General features: G+C 33.1%; 27 protein-coding genes and 1 tRNA gene. 8 read left to right on the top strand and 20 right to left on the bottom strand.

Features of this window, described 5'->3' with window-relative positions; translation table 11 throughout:
* Nucleotide 1 precedes the first annotated feature (1 nt).
* Nucleotides 2-442 (bottom strand): D-aminoacyl-tRNA deacylase, encoded by a 441-nt coding sequence (gene dtd / locus V4D31_RS08005; protein ID WP_353685917.1) that lies wholly within the window; start codon nucleotides 440-442, stop codon nucleotides 2-4.
* Nucleotides 443-461: 19 nt separating this feature from the next.
* Between dtd and V4D31_RS08000 the strand changes: the two genes are divergently transcribed.
* Entirely contained in the window at nucleotides 462-1,526 is a 1,065-nt protein-coding gene (locus V4D31_RS08000) for an HD domain-containing phosphohydrolase (RefSeq protein WP_353685916.1), read from the top strand.
* Here V4D31_RS08000 and panC read toward each other — a convergent pair.
* Complete coding sequence (gene panC / locus V4D31_RS07995; protein WP_353685915.1) at nucleotides 1,523-2,368, bottom strand: pantoate--beta-alanine ligase; 846 nt, start codon at nucleotides 2,366-2,368, stop codon at nucleotides 1,523-1,525. The two genes, V4D31_RS08000 and panC, sit on opposite strands and share 4 nt — an antisense overlap.
* A gap of 57 nt (nucleotides 2,369-2,425) precedes the next feature.
* Here panC and V4D31_RS07990 point away from each other — a divergent pair, with 57 nt between their 5' ends.
* The 5 genes from V4D31_RS07990 (at nucleotide 2,426) to argC (ending at nucleotide 5,941) form a co-directional block, all read left to right on the top strand.
* Nucleotides 2,426-3,130, top strand: a complete 705-nt coding sequence (locus V4D31_RS07990; RefSeq protein WP_353685914.1) for a YdcF family protein — start codon at nucleotides 2,426-2,428, stop codon at nucleotides 3,128-3,130.
* Between the two features lie 114 nt (nucleotides 3,131-3,244).
* The gene (locus V4D31_RS07985) at nucleotides 3,245-3,985 is read left to right on the top strand and encodes an N-acyl homoserine lactonase family protein (RefSeq protein ID WP_353685913.1); all 741 of its coding nucleotides are present in this window, start codon (nucleotides 3,245-3,247) and stop codon (nucleotides 3,983-3,985) included.
* Between the two features lie 78 nt (nucleotides 3,986-4,063).
* On the top strand, nucleotides 4,064-4,495 hold the full coding sequence (gene rplM / locus V4D31_RS07980) for a 50S ribosomal protein L13 (RefSeq protein WP_353685912.1): 432 nt from the start codon (nucleotides 4,064-4,066) through the stop codon (nucleotides 4,493-4,495).
* A 17-nt stretch (nucleotides 4,496-4,512) separates the two neighbouring features.
* Complete coding sequence (rpsI, locus tag V4D31_RS07975) at nucleotides 4,513-4,899, top strand: 30S ribosomal protein S9 (protein WP_353685911.1); 387 nt, start codon at nucleotides 4,513-4,515, stop codon at nucleotides 4,897-4,899.
* A gap of 1 nt (nucleotide 4,900) precedes the next feature.
* Nucleotides 4,901-5,941, top strand: a complete 1,041-nt coding sequence (gene argC, locus V4D31_RS07970; RefSeq protein WP_353685910.1) for an N-acetyl-gamma-glutamyl-phosphate reductase — start codon at nucleotides 4,901-4,903, stop codon at nucleotides 5,939-5,941.
* On the opposite strand, the gene mnmA is transcribed toward argC, so the two are convergent.
* Nucleotides 5,916-6,944: a tRNA 2-thiouridine(34) synthase MnmA gene (gene mnmA / locus V4D31_RS07965; protein WP_353685909.1), complete on the bottom strand. Its 1,029-nt coding sequence runs from the start codon at nucleotides 6,942-6,944 to the stop codon at nucleotides 5,916-5,918. The two genes, argC and mnmA, sit on opposite strands and share 26 nt — an antisense overlap.
* A 34-nt stretch (nucleotides 6,945-6,978) precedes the next feature.
* Between mnmA and V4D31_RS07960 the strand changes: the two genes are divergently transcribed.
* A tRNA-Ser gene (locus V4D31_RS07960) sits at nucleotides 6,979-7,063 on the top strand.
* Here V4D31_RS07960 and V4D31_RS07955 read toward each other — a convergent pair.
* The 13 genes from V4D31_RS07955 to aroE all read right to left on the bottom strand — a co-directional run bounded on the left by V4D31_RS07955 (nucleotide 7,064) and on the right by aroE (nucleotide 18,530).
* A complete protein-coding gene (locus V4D31_RS07955) occupies nucleotides 7,064-7,432 on the bottom strand; it encodes a DnaJ family domain-containing protein (RefSeq protein ID WP_353685908.1) in 369 nt (122 codons plus the stop codon). It abuts the tRNA gene before it with no gap.
* A gap of 107 nt (nucleotides 7,433-7,539) precedes the next feature.
* Nucleotides 7,540-8,574 carry a glycosyltransferase family 9 protein gene (locus tag V4D31_RS07950; protein ID WP_353685907.1) on the bottom strand — a complete coding sequence of 345 codons (1,035 nt, stop codon included), beginning with the start codon at nucleotides 8,572-8,574 and terminating at the stop codon, nucleotides 7,540-7,542.
* A gap of 3 nt (nucleotides 8,575-8,577) precedes the next feature.
* A complete protein-coding gene (locus V4D31_RS07945) occupies nucleotides 8,578-9,201 on the bottom strand; it encodes a hypothetical protein (protein WP_353685906.1) in 624 nt (207 codons plus the stop codon).
* Complete coding sequence (locus V4D31_RS07940) at nucleotides 9,188-11,086, bottom strand: DUF2723 domain-containing protein (RefSeq protein ID WP_353685905.1); 1,899 nt, start codon at nucleotides 11,084-11,086, stop codon at nucleotides 9,188-9,190. Before V4D31_RS07940 ends, V4D31_RS07945 begins: the two co-directional genes overlap by 14 nt.
* Before the next feature lie 61 nt (nucleotides 11,087-11,147).
* The gene (locus V4D31_RS07935) at nucleotides 11,148-11,582 is read right to left on the bottom strand and encodes a prepilin-type N-terminal cleavage/methylation domain-containing protein (RefSeq protein WP_353685904.1); all 435 of its coding nucleotides are present in this window, start codon (nucleotides 11,580-11,582) and stop codon (nucleotides 11,148-11,150) included.
* An 86-nt stretch (nucleotides 11,583-11,668) separates the two neighbouring features.
* Entirely contained in the window at nucleotides 11,669-12,481 is an 813-nt protein-coding gene (locus V4D31_RS07930) for a hypothetical protein (RefSeq protein WP_353685903.1), read from the bottom strand.
* Complete coding sequence (locus V4D31_RS07925; RefSeq protein ID WP_353685902.1) at nucleotides 12,478-13,122, bottom strand: response regulator transcription factor; 645 nt, start codon at nucleotides 13,120-13,122, stop codon at nucleotides 12,478-12,480. The genes V4D31_RS07930 and V4D31_RS07925 overlap by 4 nt, the downstream gene beginning before the upstream one ends.
* A complete protein-coding gene (pilQ, locus tag V4D31_RS07920) occupies nucleotides 13,122-15,119 on the bottom strand; it encodes a type IV pilus secretin PilQ (protein WP_353685901.1) in 1,998 nt (665 codons plus the stop codon). The genes V4D31_RS07925 and pilQ overlap by 1 nt, the downstream gene beginning before the upstream one ends.
* 2 nt (nucleotides 15,120-15,121) lie before the next feature.
* Entirely contained in the window at nucleotides 15,122-15,598 is a 477-nt protein-coding gene (locus tag V4D31_RS07915) for a pilus assembly protein PilP (RefSeq protein ID WP_353685900.1), read from the bottom strand.
* Entirely contained in the window at nucleotides 15,595-16,182 is a 588-nt protein-coding gene (pilO, locus tag V4D31_RS07910) for a type 4a pilus biogenesis protein PilO (RefSeq protein ID WP_353685899.1), read from the bottom strand. Before pilO ends, V4D31_RS07915 begins: the two co-directional genes overlap by 4 nt.
* Before the next feature lie 4 nt (nucleotides 16,183-16,186).
* Nucleotides 16,187-16,741, bottom strand: coding sequence for a PilN domain-containing protein (locus V4D31_RS07905; RefSeq protein WP_353685898.1), 555 nt, complete (start codon nucleotides 16,739-16,741; stop codon nucleotides 16,187-16,189).
* Nucleotides 16,738-17,676, bottom strand: coding sequence for a pilus assembly protein PilM (gene pilM / locus V4D31_RS07900; protein WP_353685897.1), 939 nt, complete (start codon nucleotides 17,674-17,676; stop codon nucleotides 16,738-16,740). Before pilM ends, V4D31_RS07905 begins: the two co-directional genes overlap by 4 nt.
* 26 nt (nucleotides 17,677-17,702) lie before the next feature.
* Nucleotides 17,703-18,530: a shikimate dehydrogenase gene (aroE, locus tag V4D31_RS07895; protein WP_353685896.1), complete on the bottom strand. Its 828-nt coding sequence runs from the start codon at nucleotides 18,528-18,530 to the stop codon at nucleotides 17,703-17,705.
* 75 nt (nucleotides 18,531-18,605) lie between these two features.
* On the opposite strand from aroE, the gene V4D31_RS07890 reads away from it, so the two are divergent.
* Nucleotides 18,606-18,899, top strand: coding sequence for a hypothetical protein (locus tag V4D31_RS07890; protein WP_353685895.1), 294 nt, complete (start codon nucleotides 18,606-18,608; stop codon nucleotides 18,897-18,899).
* On the opposite strand, the gene V4D31_RS07885 is transcribed toward V4D31_RS07890, so the two are convergent.
* The 4 genes from V4D31_RS07885 to V4D31_RS07870 all read right to left on the bottom strand — a co-directional run bounded on the left by V4D31_RS07885 (nucleotide 18,885) and on the right by V4D31_RS07870 (nucleotide 22,335).
* Complete coding sequence (locus V4D31_RS07885; RefSeq protein WP_353687098.1) at nucleotides 18,885-19,277, bottom strand: glycosyltransferase family 4 protein; 393 nt, start codon at nucleotides 19,275-19,277, stop codon at nucleotides 18,885-18,887. The two genes, V4D31_RS07890 and V4D31_RS07885, sit on opposite strands and share 15 nt — an antisense overlap.
* A 442-nt stretch (nucleotides 19,278-19,719) precedes the next feature.
* A complete protein-coding gene (locus V4D31_RS07880) occupies nucleotides 19,720-20,043 on the bottom strand; it encodes a glycosyltransferase (RefSeq protein WP_353685894.1) in 324 nt (107 codons plus the stop codon).
* Nucleotide 20,044: 1 nt separating this feature from the next.
* Nucleotides 20,045-21,061 (bottom strand): glycosyltransferase family 9 protein, encoded by a 1,017-nt coding sequence (locus V4D31_RS07875; RefSeq protein ID WP_353685893.1) that lies wholly within the window; start codon nucleotides 21,059-21,061, stop codon nucleotides 20,045-20,047.
* Nucleotides 21,055-22,335 carry an O-antigen ligase family protein gene (locus V4D31_RS07870; protein ID WP_353685892.1) on the bottom strand — a complete coding sequence of 427 codons (1,281 nt, stop codon included), beginning with the start codon at nucleotides 22,333-22,335 and terminating at the stop codon, nucleotides 21,055-21,057. Before V4D31_RS07870 ends, V4D31_RS07875 begins: the two co-directional genes overlap by 7 nt.

The raw sequence follows: 22,335 nt of genomic DNA, 5'->3' as shown, positions 1-22,335 counted from the left end.
CTCACCTCGTATTTAATATAAATGTGACAGGTCCTTCATTTACCAGATATACATGCATATAGCTTCTGAATACTCCTGTTTTTACAGAGATTCCTGTATTTTTCAAAAAGTCAATAAATTGATTATACAATTTCTGAGCCTGCAGAGGAGGCATTGCTCTGTCAAAGGAAGGTCTCAGCCCTTTTTTACAATCACCTGCAAGAGTAAACTCTGATACAACCATGATTTCACCAGAAATATCTTTTACTGACAAATTCATTTTACCTTCGCTGTCTTCAAAAATTCTCAGATTAATAATCTTATTTGCAAGATATTGGGCATCTTTTTCACTGTCCTGCTTCTGTATCCCGATAAAAACAACAATACCTTTCCCAATTTCTGATACCTTTTTCCCTTCAACTTCTATGCTTGCTTTACTTACTCTTTGCAATAATGCAATCATTTTGTTAATATATCATACCATGTTTGAAGAAGTTTCCCAAATTTTAGTAGTTGATGATGAAGCTGTAAACCTGGAATTAATATCTGCTATTTTTATAGATTCTCCAAATATTGTGATTCTTACAGCAAGGGATGGAGTAGAAGCATTGGAAATTCTAAAAAACCACACTCCTGATGTCATTGTTCTTGATATAAGAATGCCAAGAATGAACGGGATAGAGGTTTTAGAAGTTTTAAAATCTGATTCTCGAACATCACACATTCCTGTTGTTGTTCTTTCTGGAGATGATAGGGAAAGAAAAAATGCTTTAAAACATGGAGCAAATGACTTTATTCCAAAACCCTTTGATGCAGAAGAGCTAAAACTCAGGGTGATTAACAATTTACAGGTTAAAAAATATCAAGATTTAGTAAGAAATATAAATGAAGTTTTGCAGAAAGAGTTAATGAAAAAAACAAAGGAACTGAGAGAGGCACTTGAGCTTGCAAAAGAAGCAGAGTATGAAATGGTGGTAAAATTTGGTATGATTTCTGAATTCAGAGACGAAGAAACAGGACAGCACATTAGAAGAATTAGTTATTATTCCAAGCTTCTTGCTCAGCTTATAGGACTGCCAGAGTCAGAACAAAATATTATATTTTATGCATCACCATTACATGATGTTGGTAAGGTAGGGATTCCAGACAATATTTTGAAAAAGCCTGGTCCGCTAACTCCTGAAGAATTTGAAATAATGAAGCTTCATACTATTATAGGTGGAAGAATTTTGACTTCCCAGCCAAAATTTATCACTTTACAAGCAGGAAAAATAATTGCTGAACAACACCATGAAAAATGGGATGGCTCTGGATATCCCTACGGGCTAAAAGGAGAAGAAATACACATTTATGCAAGAATTGTTGCTGTATGCGATGTTTTTGATGCTATAACATCAGATAGGGTTTACAGGCCAGCTTTTAGTATTGAGCAAGCAATTGATATTATGAAAAAAGGCAGGGAAAGCCATTTTGATCCTCAACTTTTAGATATTTTCCTTAATAATTTTGATGAATTTCTTAAAATCAGGGAAACATTTAAAGATTAGACTTCAACAAGAAGATTGTCAATCAATCTTGTATCTCCAATTTTTAAAGCAACAGCAAGTAAGTATTTTTTCTGTTTTTCTTTTGCTTCATCAAGTGTCTCTGGATCAAAGACTCCAACATATTGGATTTCTTTTACAAGTGATTCTTTTTTAATAACTTCCATCATTTTCAACTTTACATCCAATGGTTCAGCTCCTTCTTTTAAAAGTTTTTCCCCTTGCTGTAAAGCTTTGTATATAACAGTTGCTGATTTTCTCTCTTGTTCATTTAAATAGAGATTTCGTGAACTCATTGCTAATCCATCTTCATGCCTTATTGTATGACAGACAACAATGTCAATGTCAAAATTTAAGTCCTCAACCATTCTCCTGATTATTAATGATTGCTGGTAATCTTTCTGGCCAAAATATGCCCTTGTAGGTCTTACAATGTTAAAAAGCTTGCAAACCACTGTGGCAACACCTCGGAAATGGCCCGGTCTAAATTTTCCACAAAGTTTGTCACTGAGACCTTCTACTGTTACATAAGTGCTGTATCCTTTTGGATAAAGAGATTCAACATCGGGTAGAAATAGATAATCAATTTCAATAGTTTGTAGTTTTTCTTTGTCTGACTCCACATCTCTTGGATATTTTTCATAATCTTCTCCTGGAGCAAACTGTGTTGGATTTACAAAGATGCTTACAACAGTAATATCATTTTCTTGCTTTGCTCTTTTTATCAAAGAGATATGTCCTTCATGAAGAGCACCCATTGTGGGAACAAATCCTATAGATTTCCCCTTTGCTCTTAAATCTTTGGATATTTCCCTCATTATTCTTGGTATTCTTATTGTTTCCATAATTTAAAATTATACTTAATTTTGCATTGAACAGGCAATTTTGCTATACTTAATTTTATGTTTTTTCTGAAAAAATTTCTGACTTCCTTGATTTTGCCACCTGGCATCTTAATAATAATTTTTCTTTTGATAGCAGTATTAGAGAAAAAAAGAAAATTTATTCGCTTTTTAGCAATTTTATCAGCTTTATTTGTTTATTTAATATCTATTGAGCCTGTAAAGGATTTGTTGTTTTATCCACTTGAAAGACATAAAGCTTTTGAAGAATTAAATGCTGATGCCATTGTTATACTTGGAGGAGGTACCTATTCCGTAGGCTCTCTTAATGAGGATACATTAAACAGGTTATTTGCAGGCTATGTGGTTTATAAAAAAACTAAACTTCCTGTTATTGTTTCTGGTGGAGCTATAGAAGGAAAGATTTCAGAGGCAGCAGCAATTGCTCAAATGTTAAAAGAATTGGGAGTTGAATCTGGTAAAATTATTGAAGAAAGTAAAAGCAAGGATACATCTCAGAATGCTTTTTATGTCAGTGAAATATGCAGGCAAAAGAATTTTAAAAAATTAATTCTTGTTACATCAGCCTATCATATGAAGAGGGCAGAAAAACTTTTTAAAAAAACAGGCCTTAATGTATTGCCTTATCCTGCAGATTTCAAAAAAAGTAACCATTACAATATTTACAGTTTTTTACCAAAATTTAGCAATTTTGCGCTTTCATCAAAAGCAATAAGAGAATACCTCGCTTTATTAATAGTTTAAAATTTTTAGGACAGATGACTTTCTCTGTTATTTTATTAGATCATTTCCGAAAGGAATTTTTAAATTAGAAAATGAACTTGACATAATTTTGTAAAAAATACTTAATATAATAAAATGATTTACAGGATTCATCCAATTGTAGTAGGAGCAAAAATTTTTGACAAAGGTATGATGACCTATCAACATGACTATGGTAAACCATTTGTTATACCTATATTTTCATGGTATATTGAGGGTGGAAACAAGAACATTCTGGTGGATACAGGAGAGTTTGCTCCTCGTAGTTCAACTGAGATTGAAAAAGCTGTTGGAAAAGTTTACAAATTTGAGGAAGGGCTTGCAAAATGGGGGTTAAAGCCTGAAGATATTGATATTGTAATACACACACATCTACATAATGACCATTGTGAAAATGATTCAAAATGCGTGAATGCCATATTTTATGTTCATGAAAATGAGCTTAAGCAGGTTCATAATCCTCATCCCCTTGATTTTAGATACAACGAAGACTTTATTACTGAGATTGAAAGCAATGGTCAGATTATACCATTAAAGGAAGATACAGAAGTTCTTCCAGGAATAAAAATGATTCATATGCCAGCCCATACTCCGGGCGGTATGTCTGTTCTCATAAATACTGAAAAAGGCAATTTTTTAATAACAGGATTTTGTATAATTGAAGAAAACCTTAATCCTCCACCAAAAATCCTTGGTATGGGCATGGAGGTGATTCCTCCAGGAACCCTTATAAATTCCTATGAAGCCTATGACATAGTTTTAAAAGCTAAAGAGATGACTGATATGGTTATTCCTCTTCATGAACCAAAATATGCATTTATAGAGACAATCCCTTAATTATTTGACAAATAATTAATTTTTAAGGTATTTTATAATTTTAGCTCATAATTAAATTTTTAGGGGTGAGGTATAAAAATGAAAACCGCTTTTGTAAAAAAAGAAGAAGTTAACAGACAGTGGTATATTGCAGATGCAAATGGGCAGACTCTTGGGAGATTTGCATCAAGAATCGCAAAGATTTTGATGGGCAAGCACAAACCAACTTATACTCCCAATGTAGATAATGGAGACTTTGTTATAATTATCAATGCTGAGAAGATTAAGATAACTGGAAAAAAACTTACTGACAAAGTTTATTATCATCACACTGGTTTTATGGGCAATCTCAAAGCAGAAACTCTTAAAGAAAGGCTTGAAAAAGAACCTGAGGAAGTTATTGTTGATGCTGTCTGGGGCATGCTTCCAAAAACAAGACTGGGCAGAAAAATGATAAAAAAACTGAAAGTTTACAGAGGTTCGGAGCATCCTCATGCTGCACAGAAGCCTGAACCTCTGAAAATAAGTTAATTTTTGAGGTGAAGATAATGGCTGAAAATTTAGCTACAGGAAGAAGAAAAAGGTCAATCGCAAGGGTAATCCTAATGCCTGGCTCAGGGAAAATCACAGTTAATGAAAAACCAGTGGAAGAGTATTTTCCAAGAGAAACCCTGAGAATGATACTTATGCAACCTTTTCATGTAGCAGGTGTGACTGGCAAGTATGATGCAATTGTAAAAGTTGATGGAGGTGGTTTAAGTGGTCAGGCTGGAGCTATCAGGCATGGAATTGCAAGAGCTCTTGTAAATCTTAATCCAGACCTTAAGCCAAAGCTCAAAAAAGAAGGACTTCTTACAAGAGACCCAAGAGAGGTAGAGAGAAAGAAATACGGACAGCCAAAGGCAAGAAAGAGATTTCAGTTCTCCAAGAGATAAAATGCTAAAAGTTTTCATATGCGGAGGAAGTGGCTATACAGGAAGTGAGCTTTTAAGAATTCTTGCTCTGCATGATGAAGTTGAGATAGTCGGAGTTACTTCTGAAAAATCAGCAGGGATAAAAGTTTCAGAGATTTTCCCTGCTTTTTTTATTTATAAAGAGCTTAAATTTGAAAGTCTTCAAATTGAAAAAATCAAAAGTAGGGCAGATGTTTATTTTCTTGCACTCCCCCATGGAAAATCTCAACAGGTGGCTGCAGAACTTTTTCAGGCTGGCAAAAAAGTAATTGACCTTTCTGCTGATTTCAGAATTAAGAATGCAAGTATTTATGAACAATGGTATAAAACTCAACATTTATATCCTGAGCTACTTAAAGAAGCAGTTTATGGATTGCCAGAAATTTACAGGGAACAAATAAAGAAAGCAACACTCATAGCCAATCCAGGATGTTATCCTACAAGTGTGATTCTTCCTCTTTATCCTTTTTTAAAGAATAAACTGATTGAGGCATCTACAATTATTATTGATTCCTGCTCTGGTGTTTCTGGAGCAGGAAGGAAAGCTGAAATCAGTTTAAACTATTGTGAGGTAAATGAGGATTTCAGGGCTTACAATGTGGCAAAACATAGACACACACCTGAGATAGAGCAGGAACTTGGTTTTGCCTTTGGCAGTTCAATAACCATTGATTTTACAACCCATCTATTGCCCTTAAACAGAGGAATTTTATCAACAATATATGCCAGTATGAACAAAGATTTATCCACTGCTGATGCAATAGAAATTCTTAGACAACAGTATCAGAATGAGCCATTTATTCAGATTCTGCCAGAAGGTGAAATCCCTGGTATAAAGCATGTAAAAGGAACAAACTACTGTTACATTGGTACAGTTGTTAATCCCCGCACAAAAAGGCTTATTCTTGTCTCTGCTATAGACAATCTTGTAAAAGGTGCATCAGGACAGGCTGTGCAGAACATGAACATTATGTTTGGAATTGATGAGACAAAGGCTCTCAGAAGCCTTGCACTGTCTCCGTAATTATTCCTCCACCTAAAACAACTTCATCATTATAAAAAACAGCACTCTGCCCGGGTGTTGGTGCAAACTGAGGCTCATCAAAAGTTACTCTGACTCTGTCTTTATCAATTATGATTACGAAGGCTTTCTCAGGATTCATGGCATAGCGAATTTTAACATCACAGGTAAAACTATTAGTTTCAGGCTCAACAAGCCAGTTCAGTTGATTAACATAAAATTCTTTCATAAAAGCCTTTTCCTTTGAATCAACATAGACTGCATTTATAGCCGGCTCTATTTTTACTACGTAAAGAGGATAGGGAGATGAAATTCCCAGTCTTTTTCTTTGTCCAATGGTAAAAAGATGTATTCCTCTATGCTGTCCAATAATTTTTCCAGTTGATGCTTCAATTATAGGGCCATAAGATGCTGGCTTAAGAATCTCATAGTATCTTTTGTCTTTGAGAAAGCAGACTTCTGCACTTTCCTCAGCAACTTTAGAAGGAATTTGAGCCTGCTGAGCAATTTCTTTAACTTGCTGTTTTGTATATTCTCCAAGAGGTAAAAGAAGTTGATTAAGAAATAATCTGTTTATTCCATAAAGAAAGTAGGATTGATCTTTTTTTTTGTCAATACCTTTAAGAAGAAAGCATTTGTCGTTTTTTTTCAACACTCTCGCATAATGACCTGTGGCAAAAAAATTCGCAGATACCTTATCAGCAATTTTTTTAAGAGCGGGAAATTTTATGTATTTATTGCAAAGAATACATGGATTTGGCGTGAGTCCCTTTTTGTATCTTTCAAAAAAGGGATTGATAACATATCTTTTAAAATCTTCTCTTAGGTCTTCAATATGAAGCTTTATTCTGAGAAAATCCGCAGTTTTCTTTGCCAGTTCTATGTTTGGTGGCTCGTCAAAGAGAATAAAAAAAACTCCTTCTACAGCCCTTTTTTCTTTGATAAATAAATAGGCTGTAACAGCTGAGTCAATACCTCCACTCATCGCAACAACTACTTTTTCCATTTTTATAAGTGATATAATTTATTATAAACCTTCTGGAGAGGTGCCAGAGTGGACGATTGGGGCGGTCTCGAAAACCGCTGTGGGTAAAACCACCGGGGGTTCGAATCCCTCCCTCTCCGTTATCCTATAAATTTTTTTATTATTTTATCTTCATATTCAGGGAAGTCTTCAAGATAAAAGGGCTGTTTTCTTCCAATGTTGAACTTCAGTAACTTAAAATTGAGCTCTCTGATTTTTTTAATTCTCTCTTCATCGTCATCTATTGTTTTGAGAAGTTCTTTAAGGTCAATTATTTCTTTTCTAATTTCCATCTCTGGTGGAATACATCCTGCATTTTTAAGAATCTTATAGGCAAGTCTTAAATCTTCAGGAACCCAGCTAAAGTCTTCCAGTTCTAAAGGTTTTCCTTTATTGGGAAGGTTATCAAAAATTCCCTGCTGCATTGCTTCCCGGATTTTTTCTTCAGCAATTTTTTCAAATATGTTCATTAATTTTATGATGCCAGAAAAAATTATGGGAATGTCAAATTTTCTTTTAAAAGAAGCTGACCAATGCGCTTATTTAGCTAAAAGAGAAGGAAAGGGTAAAATTAGATTTATGATTTAATTAATGACTCCAATGCTGATTTTACCATTGAAACATCAATATCTTTTAAACATTTAAAATCAAGCCCGGATTTACATTTTAGAGGTTCTGGAGAGTAATAAAAACATGGAGAACAATTTAAATTAACTCTTACTATTCTGTGTTTTACACCCCATGGATAAACCCATTTTGGATTTGTAGGGCCAAAAATAGCTGCGACAGGTACTTTTACCGCAGCAGCAAGATGCATAAGTCCTGAATCATTTGAAACAAATGCATCAAGATGAGCAATGATTGATGCCACTTTACGAATAGGTGTATTTTGAATAATAATTACATTACCATATTTCGCATTATTGAATATAAATTTATTTTCCTGTTCTTCTTCTATTGTGCCAAAGAGGAAAAAATCTACATCTGGCAGACTATTTATAAGTTCCAGAAAATTCTCCTTTTGCCATCTTCTCTGTCTGTGTCCCTTAAAACTACTTGTTCCTGTATGAATACCCACTTTTACTGACTTTTGAGAAAGTTTTTTTACAAATGCCTTTCCTTGTTGAATTTCCTCTTGATCAAGATAAATCTTCATTGCTGGAGCATTATCTGTTTTTATCCCAAGAAGCTCAAGAATTCTGAGATTTTCTTCTACATTGTGGAGATCCGGGTTTTCCTTTAAAGTGCGATTTTTAAGAAAGTTAAGCTCTCTTAAATCTCTTTTTAAATATCTATGCCCCAGTCTGATTTTTGCTCTGGTAAAAAAGCTCAATAAATTATACTCCCTTCTGTTTGAAGGATAAAAATTTATTGCGCAATCAAATCTTTTCAGTGCAAAAACAAATTTTAACGAATTAAAAAAACTCTGTTCTAAAAATGGAAAATAAATGAGTTCATCAATGAAGGGATTGTTTTGAAGGACTTCATAAGTGCTTTTGAACATGCATATATTGACAATCTTGCAGTCAATGGATTTTTTCAGAGTCTCAATTGCTGGAGTTGTCATCAATGTATCGCCTATTCCGTAAAGTGGTAAAATAAGAATTTTCATGGCTTATGCATTATAAAGCCCTATAATCCATAGGCTAAAAAACACTATGAATCCTGTCAATCCCCATAGGAGATATCTTTTATTTATTGGAGTTTTAAATCCTTTAAAAATTATAAAGCAAATAGAACAAATCCATGCAAAAAGAGATAAAACAGACACCATGCTCCAGAATACAGATGGAGAACCATCATAACGTAGGATTTCAATATTATAATTGTAAAGACGCTGATAATCCCTCTCTGAAAGATTATTATATTTCCATTGAATCATCTCATGTGTCTTAATCTCTGCGATAAGAGGTTCAAGCCTTTTAATTTCCTCTCTGTAGGGCTGATAAAAGCTTCTTACTTGATAAAGAGCGCTTCTCAATGTTTCATAACAGTAAAGTTTCTGTTCATTATCAATTTTTTTACATTGCTCAAGAATTCCATTAACTGCCTCTCTGTTATAAGGACTCAATGGGATATATGACAGAATAACTCTTTCATAATAACTGATTGCTTTTACTGGACTATTTGTTTGTTTTGCTTCATTAATAAAGTCTTTTTGCTGTAAAAAAAGTCTTAGATAAAGAATTAAAAGCATTATGAAAAGCACTGTGAGAAAAAATAAACTAATCTTTTTCATTTTTTTTCCCTGATAGGTGAAATTTATCCATTTTATTGTATTTTTTTACTGCATTGTAAATGCTGAGATATTTTTCATTTTCATCATTAACCTTAAGCTTCATCCTAAAGGGTGCTGTAAAATCGCCGTAGCTTAATTTCTGATCAAATACCACTTCTGCTATGTCTTTATCGGATGCTTTTTCATATGCTTTTGCGATGCTTATATATCCAATTGTAGAAAAATTACATAGCTGAAGCGTGTAAACATCGTCTGTTGTATGGGTGAGGCAGTCTTCATAATTTAAAAAAGGTTCAATTTTTTTCATCCTTTCCATGAAAAATGTATCAAAATTTCTTTTATCCGATGATTTTCCAAGATAAATGAAGATATAAAAATAAGGGTAACTGTCAACCACGGTATAAAGGGGATGTTTTTCTGATAAAGCAATGATTGAGTAATATCTGTATTTTTCAGTGAGATCTATCAAATTTCCATCAAAAAATTCAGGAAAAAGTCCTCTGTAAAGGCTATAGGGTTTACAGCCATGCAGTGCCCAGACCATGGTTTTATAGTCATCAAGAACAATATGACATATGTCTTCTCTGTATCTTCCAACAAGTTTTAAATACCATCCCTGAAAAGCATGATTGTCTCCGTAGGTCATATAAATTGATGCTACTGGTAGAGATGTAAAAATCCCTTTTGTATGCGAATAGGGAACATAGTTTTTTCCCTGATACTGATCTGTGAGCCTGTCAAATATCATTAATAAAGGGAAGAAAATTACAATAATTGGAACAATTTTTTTAAGAGAGTAAAAACCATATTTTTCAAAAATGCTATATATAAAATAACTCCCCAACCCGACTATACCACAGTAAATGGCAAAGGATGGAATAAAATATTGATGTCCTATCACATAAAGTTCATGAATGTCAGGATTTTGCATTGAAAATGTTAACTTTGCAAGAAAAATTGAATAGATAAAAAAGGATGTTAAAACAAATATAAAAAGTTTTTTTGATTTTTTAAAGAGCCACACAACTCCAAGAATAAAAAAAGGTATAGAAAACAAAGTAAAATTTTTTTCAATAAGGTAAAGATAGTTTTTAAAAGCGTAGAAATATCCATAAAAATTAACAAAACCAGAGGCTGTAACATCAATTGATGAACCTGCTCCATAGTTTTTTCTTAAAAAAACCTTTAAGAAAGAATCCATGTCAATTACAGGTATCATGGTGAAAAGATTTCCTTTCATGTCTCTTATAAAGAGATAAAGATTAACTGAAAAGCCAAGGAAGAAAAAGAGAAAACTCAATGGAAGATTTCGTAAAAAATTTCTGAAATAAAAAAATCCAAGAACACCAAGGGGTACAATCATCATAAATCCTGTATGATGCGCTGAAAGCGTAAGCCCCAAAATAAATGAAGCAATAAATTGCATTCTTCTGTCATATCCATTTAAAACTACAATTGTCCCACATAAAATTAAAAGCATAACAAAAAAAGAGTTTAAAGTATAAAACTTTGCCACTATGCTCTGTCCAAAGAATGAGTAGGACAGAGCAAGAAAAATCACAGATGCAATAGCAGCAAAGGATGCCTCAAGATTCTGTCCTGAAAGTTTAAAAACCATAAAGTATACGAGAAAAAGTGTAAGTATTGAGAAAAAAACTGAGATTAACTCAACTCTGATTCCAATGTTCCCAGCAGGAAGAAGACTGAATATTTTACCAATCTGAACATAAAGAGGATAGCCTGAAGGATGAGGACTGCCAAGTCCGAATGATGCTGCTATAAGTTCTCCTCCATCACCTGTTGAAAGAATTGGAGGAAGTGAGAAGAGATAAAGGAAGATAATAAAAAAGAAAGAAGCAGGAAGGAAAAAGTTTTTAAAATTCATATATAAGAGTTTTTGAATTTCATAAGAATTGAATGGGCAGGCTCATGCCTGCCCTATTAAATTATTTAACTTCGCACTTAAATCCACCACCAGCAACAGAGCAGTATGCTTGGTAAGCAGTCACACCCTCTAAAGAACCTATTACAGTACCAGAAGCAATTGAACCTGTAGAATCACAGGTAATAGCATCATTTCCAGATAATATAACGTTTCCACCAGGAGTTTGGATTGTAATATTTGCTTGTGAGCAGTTTTTAAGACTTGCCACAGGAATTGTGTAACCGCTTCCTGTATCAGGATGTTCAACACAGTATGCAGCAGCATCCATCATGCATGCTCTTGCCATTGGTTCTGCATAAGAGGATACCTTTGCTTTTTGCTGATACTTCATGTACTGGGGGATAGCAATTGAGGCAAGAATTGCAATAATTGCGATGACGATTAATAGTTCAATCAGGGTGAAACCTTTCTGGTCTCTTAAAAATACTTTTTTCATAGTTAAACCTCCAGAAGATTTTTCAGGCTTCAAGGAAGCCTTCTATGAAAAATTATAAACAAAAAATTTTAAATCAGTTGTGAAAATTATGTGAATTTTAAAACTACAATAAATTTATTCTCCTTTGCCCGATATTTTAGTTTAAATTCCTGTTTTTTTACAAGAGCTTCTGTAATTTTTAATCCTACTCCAGAGCCTTTTTCTTTTTCTGAAATGTCATTTCTTATTGCAAGAAAGTTTTTTGTCAGCCTTATATGAATTGTTTCACTGGAATATTTGATAGCATTCTCTATAAGTGAAAATACAATATTGTCCAACATCTGCCTGTTTGTATAGATAAAAACATCTTTCAGATTAATTAGGAGTTTTTTATTTATTTCAAATATTGAAAGATTTTTTTCTACTATTTCCTTTAAATTAACTTTTTCTTTGTTTGATGAGAAACTTTTAAAACGATTTATTGTTTCTAAAATTTTACAAAAATCATTGTGAATGTAATTATAACTGGTCTCAAGTCTTTGAATGGCTTTCTTATCGTATTTGATTTTTAAGATCTCTATATTGCCTTTATGAGTGGCTAAAAAATTACCAAATTTGTGAGAGATATTTAAAAGAATTAATTCTAAAAAATCCATATACTCTCTTTCTTGCTTAAGCATTTTTTCAATAATCTTGTATAAAATGAGCATTAAACTTAAAACAAGCAGAAATTCCCATAGCAATACATTCTTTACATATTCCTGAAATTTCTGCTCAATGAAATTTTTTTCAGTTAAAGATTGCAATACATAGTCTTCTTTAAAAGAATCCAGAAAATTCAAGATCACTGTGTTTAAATAAAAAAGAATCAGGGCTAAAGCCAGAGAAAAAACAATGATTATTTTAATTTGGAATTTCAACTGAGTTTATATCCTCTTCCTGGATAGGTTATTATGCTGTCTGGTGGTAGCACTTTTCTCAGTTCTTTAATGTAGGCTCTTACAATTTCATCTCCCACTGCTTTTCCTGACCAGACATAGTTCAGGATTTTTTCAGAACTTACAATTTCTCCTCTATTTTTAAGAAGAAATTCAAGAAGTTGCCATGCTTTTTTTGAAATCTTTATTTCTTCACTGCCTCTGTGGATTGTTTTGGCATCAATATTTACAATAACATCACCAATGGTAAAAACACTGGGTAAATGCTTTCTCCTGTTTAATGCTTTCAGCCTCAGGACAAATTCCTTGAATTCAAAAGGCTTTGTAAGATAATCATCTGCTCCCCTAAGGAAGCATTCTTCTTTGTCATTTAAAGTTTTTTTGGCAGTGATTACCATTATCGGGGTTTCAATGCCTGCTTTTCTCAATACAGCTATTATGTCTTCGCCAGAGCTAAAGTTTAATATAAGGTCTATAACTATTACATCAAATTCATATTGGGTGATAATTTTTGGAAGCCCTCTTTCATCCCATAGCCATACAGTTTCTATATTTTCAATTTTGAGATAATCTTTGAGTGTTTCTCCGAAAATTCTATCATCTTCTATAAGAAGAATCCTCATCACTCATACTTCAGGATTCTTGGAGTAATGAATATCATAACTTCATAAAGACTCTCATCTCTTCCACGACTCTTGAATAATTCGCCAACCAGAGGAATATCCCCAAGCCCTGGGACCTTTGATTCTGTTGTACTGTCAGTTTTCTTATATATTCCACCTATGACAAGAGTTTCTCCATCTTTAAGAGAAACCTTTGTATTTCCTTCTATTTTTTGAGTTCTCGGAGCATAAACTCCTCCAATGTTTACAAACTCAACAAGGTCTTCTTTTACTACATTTACATCAAGGAGCATTGATTTATCATCAATAAGATGGGGAGTTGCCTCAACTGTTATGGCAACATCTTTAAACTTTGTTGATATCTGTCCACTCTGAACATCTTTTTCTCCATAGGGGATACTTGCTCCCTGAACTATTTTTGCCTTCTGATTGTCAAGAGTGATAACCTTTGGATTTGATATAACCTTGCCTTTTCCTGATTGTTGGAGCGCTGAAATTCTTAAATCAAGAGCAAGTGTGCGAGCTGCATTAATATATCCAATTGTGAATGCAGTTGTTGGTGAGGTGACACTTCCTGTTGAAGCAGGAAGATTTACTCCAAGAGGAGTTATTCCACCTGGCACTCCAGCAAAATTTATTGATGAGTTTTGTAATGTGCCTGTGGTAGATGCTCCTACAGAGCCAGTAATTGTTGTTCTTGTATCAGGAGGCTGCCAGAAAATACCCCATTCAAATCCAAAAGCTTTTGAAAAACTGCTTGATATCTCTACAATTCTTGTTTCAAGAAGTATCTGCCTTGTGGGTTTATCAAGATCCTGAATAAGGGAGGCTACCTGAGCGAGCACTGAAGGAACATCTCTAACAATCACTGTTCTTGTTCTTTCATCAGTGGAGATATTGCCTTTAGGTGAAAGAATTTTTGATCCCTCTATGGTTGTTTTTACCTTATCAACAGCAGCATATTTCAAAACAAATATACGAATCTGTTCCTCCTCTGCTTTTTTGAAAAGATCTTTTGTTTCTGCTTCAAGTTTTTTCTCCTCCTGAAAGACTTTAATTGGAGCAATTCTTATTATGTTTCCTTCAAAGTTTTTTTCAAGTTGAAATGTTTTACATATTACATCAATAGCCTTTATCCATGGAACATTTATAAGCTTAAGCGTTACTTTGCCCTTTACCTCAGGATGTATGACAATATTGTATCCTCCTATGTCTCCAAGAAGTCTGAAAACTCCTACAATGTCAGCATCCTGAAGGTCAAGAGAAACAGGTTTTTCACTTTTAATATTTGGTATAATTGTCTCGTAAGAAGGCTCTTGTTCTAATTTAGCAACTTTAAGCTTTTTAACCTTTTTAACATTTAGAATTACTTCATCTCCGAGATAAACAGGTTCAACATCAAAATCTTTTCCAAAAAAGAAGCTTAATATAAGCTCATCACCCTGTCTTTTTACAGAAACAGGAATATTTCCAGTTTCTGTTTCAAAACTTACTCCTTGAAAATCCACATTGATATAATCATCAACTTTACTTACCGATGGCTCAGGAAGTTCATTATCTGCCTGGATTGATATTTCAAAGCCTTCTTCTGTTTTATCCATTGCCATTTCAATGATTTTTGTAGCTGTGGATGGTTGAGCTGGAGGAGAATTAAAAGAAACTGTGAGAATATTATCTTCCATTTTAATTTCAGGTCTGACAGGTTCACTCACAAGAAGTTCTATCTCGGTGTTATTGTCCTTTACCTGAGCGGAAATTTCACTCACTATCCCTTCTCTTAAAAACATTTTTTTTTCTAAAATACCTGGGTTTGTATTTTTAAGCTCTATTTTTATTTTAAATGGGTCTTCACAAGGAAGAAGATTAAACTCGGTTTTTTCTGTAAGCTTTATTTTTAATGTGTCTCCTTCGGTAATTATGTTGCTGATTTCTACTGCCAGAGCATTTAATGCAAAAAGAAATATGAAGATTAAAATAAAGAAAATTTTATTTATCATTTCTATTCCTCCGTCTTGAGTTTTAAGTATTTAACTTTGTTGTTTTCTCTAATTTCAATACTATCCATTAAAATTTTTATTACTTTTCCTCCGGTATATCCTATTCTATCGTTTTCTCTCACAATATAAAATCTTCCATCAGGTGCCTGAAGGAGTGCTAAAGCACCTTTTTTATCCTTAGCAATTCCAGTAAGTTTAAGTTCTTCTATTTCGTAAGTTTCAAGAGGTGAAGCACCTTTTTTTCTTGCCTCTCTTTTAACGATTAATGGTGCAAAGGGATCTCTTAATTGTTGGGCATCATAGTTGTATGTGGGAAATACAATATTAGGTTGATTTATTTGAACTGGTTGTCTTTTTGGAGTTTTTATTATTATCTGTTGAGATTTTTCCTCTTTGTTAAGTAATAAAAATCCTATTAGTAGAACCGCTAATAATACCAATGCTCCAGTAATAATTAAAATTCTCTTTCTTTCCATCATTTTTTCTTTTGCTGTATTTTTTTCTTTTCTTCTTCAGGTATCAATGAATAGGTTACTGCAGTTAAATTTGCATTAAGCATTGTCGGATCTTTTTCTCCTTTTTTAATTTCCATCTTTTTTATGTTGATTATTCTTTCTATTTTTGTAATATCGGCGAAAAATGTTCCAAATGTATGATATTTCCCGCGCATGGATACTTCAACAGGAATTTCATAGACTTCATTGGAGGAATGGGGTATTTTTTCCTTGGGTTTCCATGATGTTACAACCAGTCCTTTTTGTAGTCCTATCTCAGAAACCTTTTTTAACACATCGGAAACCTCTGCTTCCTTTGGAAGAAGTGTTTTTAAAAACTCCATTTTTTTCTGAAGTTGCTCATTAAGAGCTTTTAAGTCTTCATATTTATTGACAATCATATTGGCTTTATCTATTTCCTCTTTCAGGCTCTTTTTTTCAGAGTTTAATCTATTAATAGTTTCAACAGCTGGCAATAAATAAACAGAACTGAAAAGAACAAATAGAACAAGACATGGTAGAATCATTAAAAGAATTCTTTTGCTCTTTGAAAGTCCTTCCCAATCCATAATATTATACCTTTAACTTGAATTTTACGGTGAATTTATAAACAGCCTGTTTTTCAAACTCAGTTTGTTGTGATTCTACAAGATAAACATCCTGTAACTCTGGTGTTGCTTTAAGATTATCAACAAACTGGACAACATTCAGGTTTGAAAATCCTATTCCTTCCACTGTAACTGTATTATCAAATGCGACTCCTGTAAGCCATACTCCATCGGGAAGTTTTTTTACCACAATACTTAAAATACTAACAGGTGCTGACTGCATTTTTTTAAGGTTTTCAATTAATTTTGCCTTTGCTTCTATATCTTTGTTCATTGCTTCAAATTTTTTAACTTCCTGCATTTTTTTCTGAAGCCCTTCAATGGTTCTTTTTTGTAGCTGAATATCTTTTTCAAGAGCTGATTTTGTAAGCTCACAGTAGAATAAAATGGCTGCCAGGACAATCAAAGTTAAACCTGCGGGAATTGATAGTTTTTTAACAATATCTCCTGATAATTTAATTTCAATTTTTTTGCCCTCTTTTTTTACCTCTTTTTTTGGTAAAAGATTTATTTTTATCATTTTATCTTCTCCGTTCCCCTGAGAGACAATCCGATTGATATAGCAGCTATATTTGAATATTTATGCATCTTTGATGCAATTTTTTTATTTATTTTGATTTTTCTAAAAGGATTCAATATGAAGACTTCCTGATCCAGTCTTTCTTCAATTGATGAAACAAAAATGGGAGAAATCACGGGATAGCCTGTAAGATATATCTTTTTTACGGGTCTTTCTGTTAAAAAAGATTTAAAGTATTCAATTTGCCTGTAGATTTCTGCAGAAATATCATCTGCAAAATTCCTTATTTCTTCTTCCTGAGCTTCATGTATGTTAATCTTGAAAGTAATTGTGCTATCTCTTACATAAAGAGGTTTATCATCTCTGGCAATAATGAAGTTAATAACATTTTCTCCAACATTTACAATAAGAGTGGTGTCAGTCTCTCTGTAATTCAATTCATATACATTATAAAGAGCTAAGGCTCCAATATCTACAACCTGAGGAGTTATGCCTGCTTTTTCAAAAACATTAACATATTCGGTTACAATCTGCCTGTTTGCCACTGCTACAAGAAGTTCTGTTAAATTTTTATCTTTTACTGCTTCAAGTATGTGAAAGTCATAGTAAACTTCTTTCGCATTAAATGGAATGTATTTGTCAAGTTCCATTGGAAGATTTAAAGTAATTTCATCTTTATCAATAAAAGGAACCTGAATTATTCTTACTGCTGTGTAGGCAGGTCCTGAAACTGCGAATGCTGCTTTTGGATTTTTCAAATTAAATTTAGACGGGATTTTTATAAGAGTTTTTACAACACTGTCAGTATCAATTATTCCTTCAGAACCGATTGCTCCTTCAGGAAGTTCAAAGATCTCCCACTCAGTCAGTTCATACTTTTTCCCTATGTAAGCAACCCTGATAGAAGAAGTTTCTATTTCTATGCCAAGAATCATTTTTTAAGTTTTATACTACAAAATTACTATTTTGTCAATACTTTATTCAGAGTTTTTTTCATGATCTCGACAGGAGCCTGCAGCCCAGTCCATATTTCAAAGGCAGCTACGGCCTGCCACAGTAGCATTCCAGTGCCTCCAATAACTTTGCATCCAATTTTTTCTGCTTCTTTCATTAAATGAGTTTCAGGATAAACAATATCACAGTATACATGCTCGGATTTTAATAATTCAGGGCTTAGAGGCATCGGATCATCCTTTTTTAACCCAAGAGAAGTGGCATTTACTATTGTCTGTACTTTTTCAGTAACAGATTTGTCAATGATGCTTACTACCTCTATAAATCCTAAGTTACTAAACCTTTCTTTTATTGCCATGGCTTTAGCCAGAGTTCTATTATAAATGTAAACTCTTCCACCTTCTTTTAAAATTCCGTAAACTATGGCTTTTGCAGCACCTCCTGCACCAAGCACCAGAAAAATTTTATCTTTAATCAGTATCTTTTCATTCTTAAGTGACAAAACAAAGCCCTTTGCATCTGTATTGAACCCTTTCAGAGTTTCTTCATTATTTAAAATTGTATTGACTGCTCCAATATATTTAGCTTCATCTGAAACTTCGTCAAGATATTTAATGACTGCTTCTTTGTGGGGAACTGTTATATTCACACCCTTTATGTTCAAAGCTTTGATGGCAAAAATAGCATCTTTTAAATATTCTTTTTTTACATGGAATGGCACATAACAATAGTTAAGCCCGAGATATTGAAAAGCTTCATTATGAATTGAAGGAGACAAGGTATGCTCAACGGGATCAGCGAATATCCCAATTATTTTTGTTTTTCCAGTAATCATGGTAAGTATTTTAACAAAATATAAAAAATTTTTGGTAAGATTGCCATTATTTTCAAAATTTTATTATAATGAAACATGCCAGTTTTAACCCTGCCAAAATCTGTAAGAGAGCGACTCGGAGAAGAAGCAACAGATGCATTTATTGAATTTTTTAAAGAATTTGAGAGAGAAATAAAAGATGATCTTGCTACAAAAAGAGATATAAAAGAAGTTGAATTGAGAATTAAGGAAGTTGAAGCAAGAATCAGAGAAGTTGAAGCAAACATGGAAATAAAACTTGCTCAATTTAAGGTTGACATTATTAAATGGGTTGCAGGATTTTTAATTGCCCAGACAGGTATTCTTATTGGATTTTTAAAGTTTTTTTAAATGCTTTAAATATACTTCAAGCATTCCATTGCACATTTTTTCAATAGTGTATTTATTTTCAACTTTTTCCCTTCCATGAACTCCAAACTCCTTTGCCTTTCCTCTGTTAGAAAGAAGATCTATAATTTTTTCTGCTAAAACCACAGGAGCTTCTGGAGGAACAAGATATCCATTTAATCCGTTATCAATAACCTCTCTGACACCGTCAATATTAGAACCAATTACTGGTTTTCCCATTGCCATTGCTTCAATAAAAGATGTTCCAAGAGCTTCCTGAAGTGTTGGAAGAACAAATAAATCAATTGAGCTCAAGATTTGCGGGATATCTTCTCTATGCCCGAGCATGATAACATTTTTTGAAAGACCGTGTCTTTTAATTTTTTTCTTCTATGTTTTTCCTTTGAGGTCCTTCTCCAACAAAAACAGCCTCTGGAAATTTTTTTAAAACATATGGAATTGCCTCAATTAAGCAATTAAGATATGGTGCCCTTTTTTCTTCCTTAATACTGCCACTGTCGCTATTAAAGGAGTGTCTTGATTTAGTCCAAGCTCTTTTTTAAGTGTGCCTTTAACTTTACCAGGATTGAATTTTTCTAAATCAATGCCTGTTGGAACTGCAAAAACTTTTTTTTCAGGAATGCCTTTTTGAATTAAATATTGTCTTACATACGTTTTTTCAAAAAAAAAAGGCTCAGCGCGTGCTGCGCTTTTTGAATTAAATATTGTCTTACATACTCACTTACTGTGACAACAAAATCTGAAAGATATTTATATGAAAATGTTGATGTTATAGGTAATGCAAGATGTCTTGTTCGGACAATTAGTGGAGTTTTTTTGATAATTTACCAGCAAATCCTCCAATGTAGCTGTCTTTCCCACTATGGGTGTTCACAACATCAATATTTAATTTATTTATTAGCCTTGCTGTGTTGTAAATTGCTTTAAGATCGTAACTTTTTCGCATCGGAGATGTGAAAACCTCAATTCCAGCTTCTTTGGCTTTCTCAGCAAGCTTGCTTTCAGGCTGGCACAAAATGTAAACCTTTGCTCCAAGTTTCTGTAACCCTATTGATTCGTTAAGAATTCTGTTTTCTTGCCCACCCCATCCAGGCGAGGACTCTGTATGAAGAATCTTAATAAACATCTTAGGATGAAATCTCCTTAAGAAGAGTTTGCACTGCTTCAAAGACTTGGTCAGATGTAATATTTTCAGCTTTTTTTGTTTGCTCTTGTAAAATAATGTGTTTAACGCCCCATGGTTTCCATCTTTGCTGCTCTGTAGAACCCCATACAGTGACAATTGGTTTACCTAATGCTGCGGCAATATGCATTGCTCCACCATCAAGACACACTACCACATTGGCAACACTAAGAGCAGCAATAAGCTCTCTTAAATGATTTGTTTTGTATGGAATAATTTGAGGTAGTGATTTAATAATAAACTCTGCTTTTTCATCATCTCCAGGATGATAAGGATTTTTCTCGCTTCCTGGAGACCATAAAAGCATTATATCTGCATTGTTATGTGCTAAAACAAGTTTTGCAAGATTTATAAATTTTTCCGCAGACCACCTATTTTCAGGCTTTCTACTACTTATGTGAAAGGCAATTAAAAGTTTATTTTTTCTTTTTAAAAACTCTTTTACCCTTTTAATCTCAGATTGTGATGGGAAAATTTTTAATTTATTTGGGATTTCATCAATTCCTAAGGGCAATAAAAGTCTAAAAACTCTTTCAATTTCATGCATTGGCTGTTCGGGTTCCTGCAAAGCCATATTATAAGATGTTGATTTTTCAATATCTTTCGGTATATATCCTATTCTAACAGTAGCTCCTGTCATGTAGGCATATCTTGCAAGTCGTGGAGAATAAGAACCGCATGCTATTGCAACATCATATTTGTCTTTTCTTATTTTCATAAGCAATCTTAAATTGTTCATCCACACTAAAATTTTATTTTTCTCGGGAACATGTTTTGCCTTTTCATAGATATATATTTCATCAATATCAGGATTGTTTTTTACCACATCAGCATTGTAGGTGTTGACAAGTATACCTATTTTTGCATGAGGATATTTTTTCCTTACCGCATGAATCGCTGGTGTAGTACATACAAGGTCTCCAATGTTGTCCCTGCGGATAAAGAGAATTTTATTCAGCATTTGAATTCCTTTTCTTTAAGCGTTTTATGCATAATTGCCATACCAATACCAAGAAGCATCATAAAAAGTAATTTGCTGTCATCACCATCAAAGCTTCCAAAAAAGTTATTAATCCAGTAACCTATCATCATTGTAATTAGAGAAACTGAGAGATACTTAACAATGCTTTGTTTATACTTATACCAGTATTTACAGCACACAAAAAAGAACTTTCCTATTATCCAGAGAAAGACTACCAAACCTTGAATTCCAAGCTCAAAAGTTATACCTATAAAAGTGTTATGTGTTTGAGGATAAATAAAATGTTTATTTTTTTCATTTCTTACAGTTTTACCAAATAAAAATCTGCCATAACCATGAGGATAGAATGGATTTTCAGCAATTTTCTCTATTGCTGTTTTCCACATAGCTAATCTTTGTTTCATTGATGAAGGATTAGTTCCTGCGATTTCTTCAGGAGACATTTTTATGTAATCTTTTATTGAAGGTATTTTTTCATTATGTAGTTCACGAAGCATCTTTTTTTCAACGTACAGGTGGACTGTAAAAATCAGAATTATAGCAAGAAAGATGCTCAAAATCCATTTTTTTTCTCTTAAAAGAATTCCAATTATGAATACAGTTTGAAATGCTAAAGCAAGCATGCCAGCACGGACAAATGTTATATGAAAAGCTACAAGATTAATTAAGAAAATAAAAAATAATAAAATTTTTTCTTTAGTATTTTCCCAATAAAATAGAGCCCAAAATATGAAAGGAATAACCATTGTATGATATAAAGCAGCAACCTCACCACCTCCAGGATCTCTTAAGCCTCCAGCTTTGTAAACAACTGTAAAAAATTTCCCACCATGCTGGTAAAAATCATAAAAAGAATATAAACTAAAAACCAGACTTCCTATAAATAAAGCTTTCAACAAAATGAATGCATGATTTTTGTTTTCTATAGCATAATAAGTTGTATAAAAAAGCAAAATAGGTACAATTAATTCTCCCCATATTTCTTTGACTGTTTCATGCCTATCAACTGAGGTAAATATAGAAATAATTGCCATCAAGAAAAAAGCAAAAAATGGCAATTCAAAGGAAGTTTTTATCCATTTAAAATCTTTCGCAATAAAATATCTCCCAAATAAAAGAAGCATAGGAGTAAACATAGCAACCGAACGAATGGTCGCTGTATGAGCAATTGGAAGAACAAAAATAAGAACACAAAGAAGAACGAGATTTATGAATGATATTTTTTCTTTATCGATGAAGTAATTTTTTAGCAT

The sequence above is a fragment of the Thermodesulfovibrio sp. 3462-1 genome, from assembly GCF_040451425.1.
In the GTDB taxonomy this organism is placed as follows: Bacteria; Nitrospirota; Thermodesulfovibrionia; order Thermodesulfovibrionales; family Thermodesulfovibrionaceae; genus Thermodesulfovibrio; species Thermodesulfovibrio obliviosus.
Note: the sequence above shows the minus strand (reverse complement) of the source record. Positions and strands in the feature narration are given on the sequence as shown.

Coding starts and splice junctions, on each gene's coding strand:
- dtd (WP_353685917.1), bottom strand. CDS start 442: ATGATTGCATTATTGCAAAGAGTAAGTAAAGCAAGCATAGAAGTTGAA.
- V4D31_RS08000 (WP_353685916.1), top strand. CDS start 462: ATGTTTGAAGAAGTTTCCCAAATTTTAGTAGTTGATGATGAAGCTGTA.
- panC (WP_353685915.1), bottom strand. CDS start 2,368: ATGGAAACAATAAGAATACCAAGAATAATGAGGGAAATATCCAAAGAT.
- V4D31_RS07990 (WP_353685914.1), top strand. CDS start 2,426: ATGTTTTTTCTGAAAAAATTTCTGACTTCCTTGATTTTGCCACCTGGC.
- V4D31_RS07985 (WP_353685913.1), top strand. CDS start 3,245: ATGATTTACAGGATTCATCCAATTGTAGTAGGAGCAAAAATTTTTGAC.
- rplM (WP_353685912.1), top strand. CDS start 4,064: ATGAAAACCGCTTTTGTAAAAAAAGAAGAAGTTAACAGACAGTGGTAT.
- rpsI (WP_353685911.1), top strand. CDS start 4,513: ATGGCTGAAAATTTAGCTACAGGAAGAAGAAAAAGGTCAATCGCAAGG.
- argC (WP_353685910.1), top strand. CDS start 4,901: ATGCTAAAAGTTTTCATATGCGGAGGAAGTGGCTATACAGGAAGTGAG.
- mnmA (WP_353685909.1), bottom strand. CDS start 6,944: ATGGAAAAAGTAGTTGTTGCGATGAGTGGAGGTATTGACTCAGCTGTT.
- V4D31_RS07955 (WP_353685908.1), bottom strand. CDS start 7,432: ATGAACATATTTGAAAAAATTGCTGAAGAAAAAATCCGGGAAGCAATG.
- V4D31_RS07950 (WP_353685907.1), bottom strand. CDS start 8,574: ATGAAAATTCTTATTTTACCACTTTACGGAATAGGCGATACATTGATG.
- V4D31_RS07945 (WP_353685906.1), bottom strand. CDS start 9,201: ATGAAAAAGATTAGTTTATTTTTTCTCACAGTGCTTTTCATAATGCTT.
- V4D31_RS07940 (WP_353685905.1), bottom strand. CDS start 11,086: ATGAATTTTAAAAACTTTTTCCTTCCTGCTTCTTTCTTTTTTATTATC.
- V4D31_RS07935 (WP_353685904.1), bottom strand. CDS start 11,582: ATGAAAAAAGTATTTTTAAGAGACCAGAAAGGTTTCACCCTGATTGAA.
- V4D31_RS07925 (WP_353685902.1), bottom strand. CDS start 13,122: ATGAGGATTCTTCTTATAGAAGATGATAGAATTTTCGGAGAAACACTC.
- pilQ (WP_353685901.1), bottom strand. CDS start 15,119: ATGATAAATAAAATTTTCTTTATTTTAATCTTCATATTTCTTTTTGCA.
- V4D31_RS07915 (WP_353685900.1), bottom strand. CDS start 15,598: ATGATGGAAAGAAAGAGAATTTTAATTATTACTGGAGCATTGGTATTA.
- pilO (WP_353685899.1), bottom strand. CDS start 16,182: ATGGATTGGGAAGGACTTTCAAAGAGCAAAAGAATTCTTTTAATGATT.
- V4D31_RS07905 (WP_353685898.1), bottom strand. CDS start 16,741: ATGATAAAAATAAATCTTTTACCAAAAAAAGAGGTAAAAAAAGAGGGC.
- pilM (WP_353685897.1), bottom strand. CDS start 17,676: ATGATTCTTGGCATAGAAATAGAAACTTCTTCTATCAGGGTTGCTTAC.
- aroE (WP_353685896.1), bottom strand. CDS start 18,530: ATGATTACTGGAAAAACAAAAATAATTGGGATATTCGCTGATCCCGTT.
- V4D31_RS07890 (WP_353685895.1), top strand. CDS start 18,606: ATGCCAGTTTTAACCCTGCCAAAATCTGTAAGAGAGCGACTCGGAGAA.
- V4D31_RS07880 (WP_353685894.1), bottom strand. CDS start 20,043: ATGTTTATTAAGATTCTTCATACAGAGTCCTCGCCTGGATGGGGTGGG.
- V4D31_RS07875 (WP_353685893.1), bottom strand. CDS start 21,061: ATGCTGAATAAAATTCTCTTTATCCGCAGGGACAACATTGGAGACCTT.
- V4D31_RS07870 (WP_353685892.1), bottom strand. CDS start 22,335: ATGCTAAAAAATTACTTCATCGATAAAGAAAAAATATCATTCATAAAT.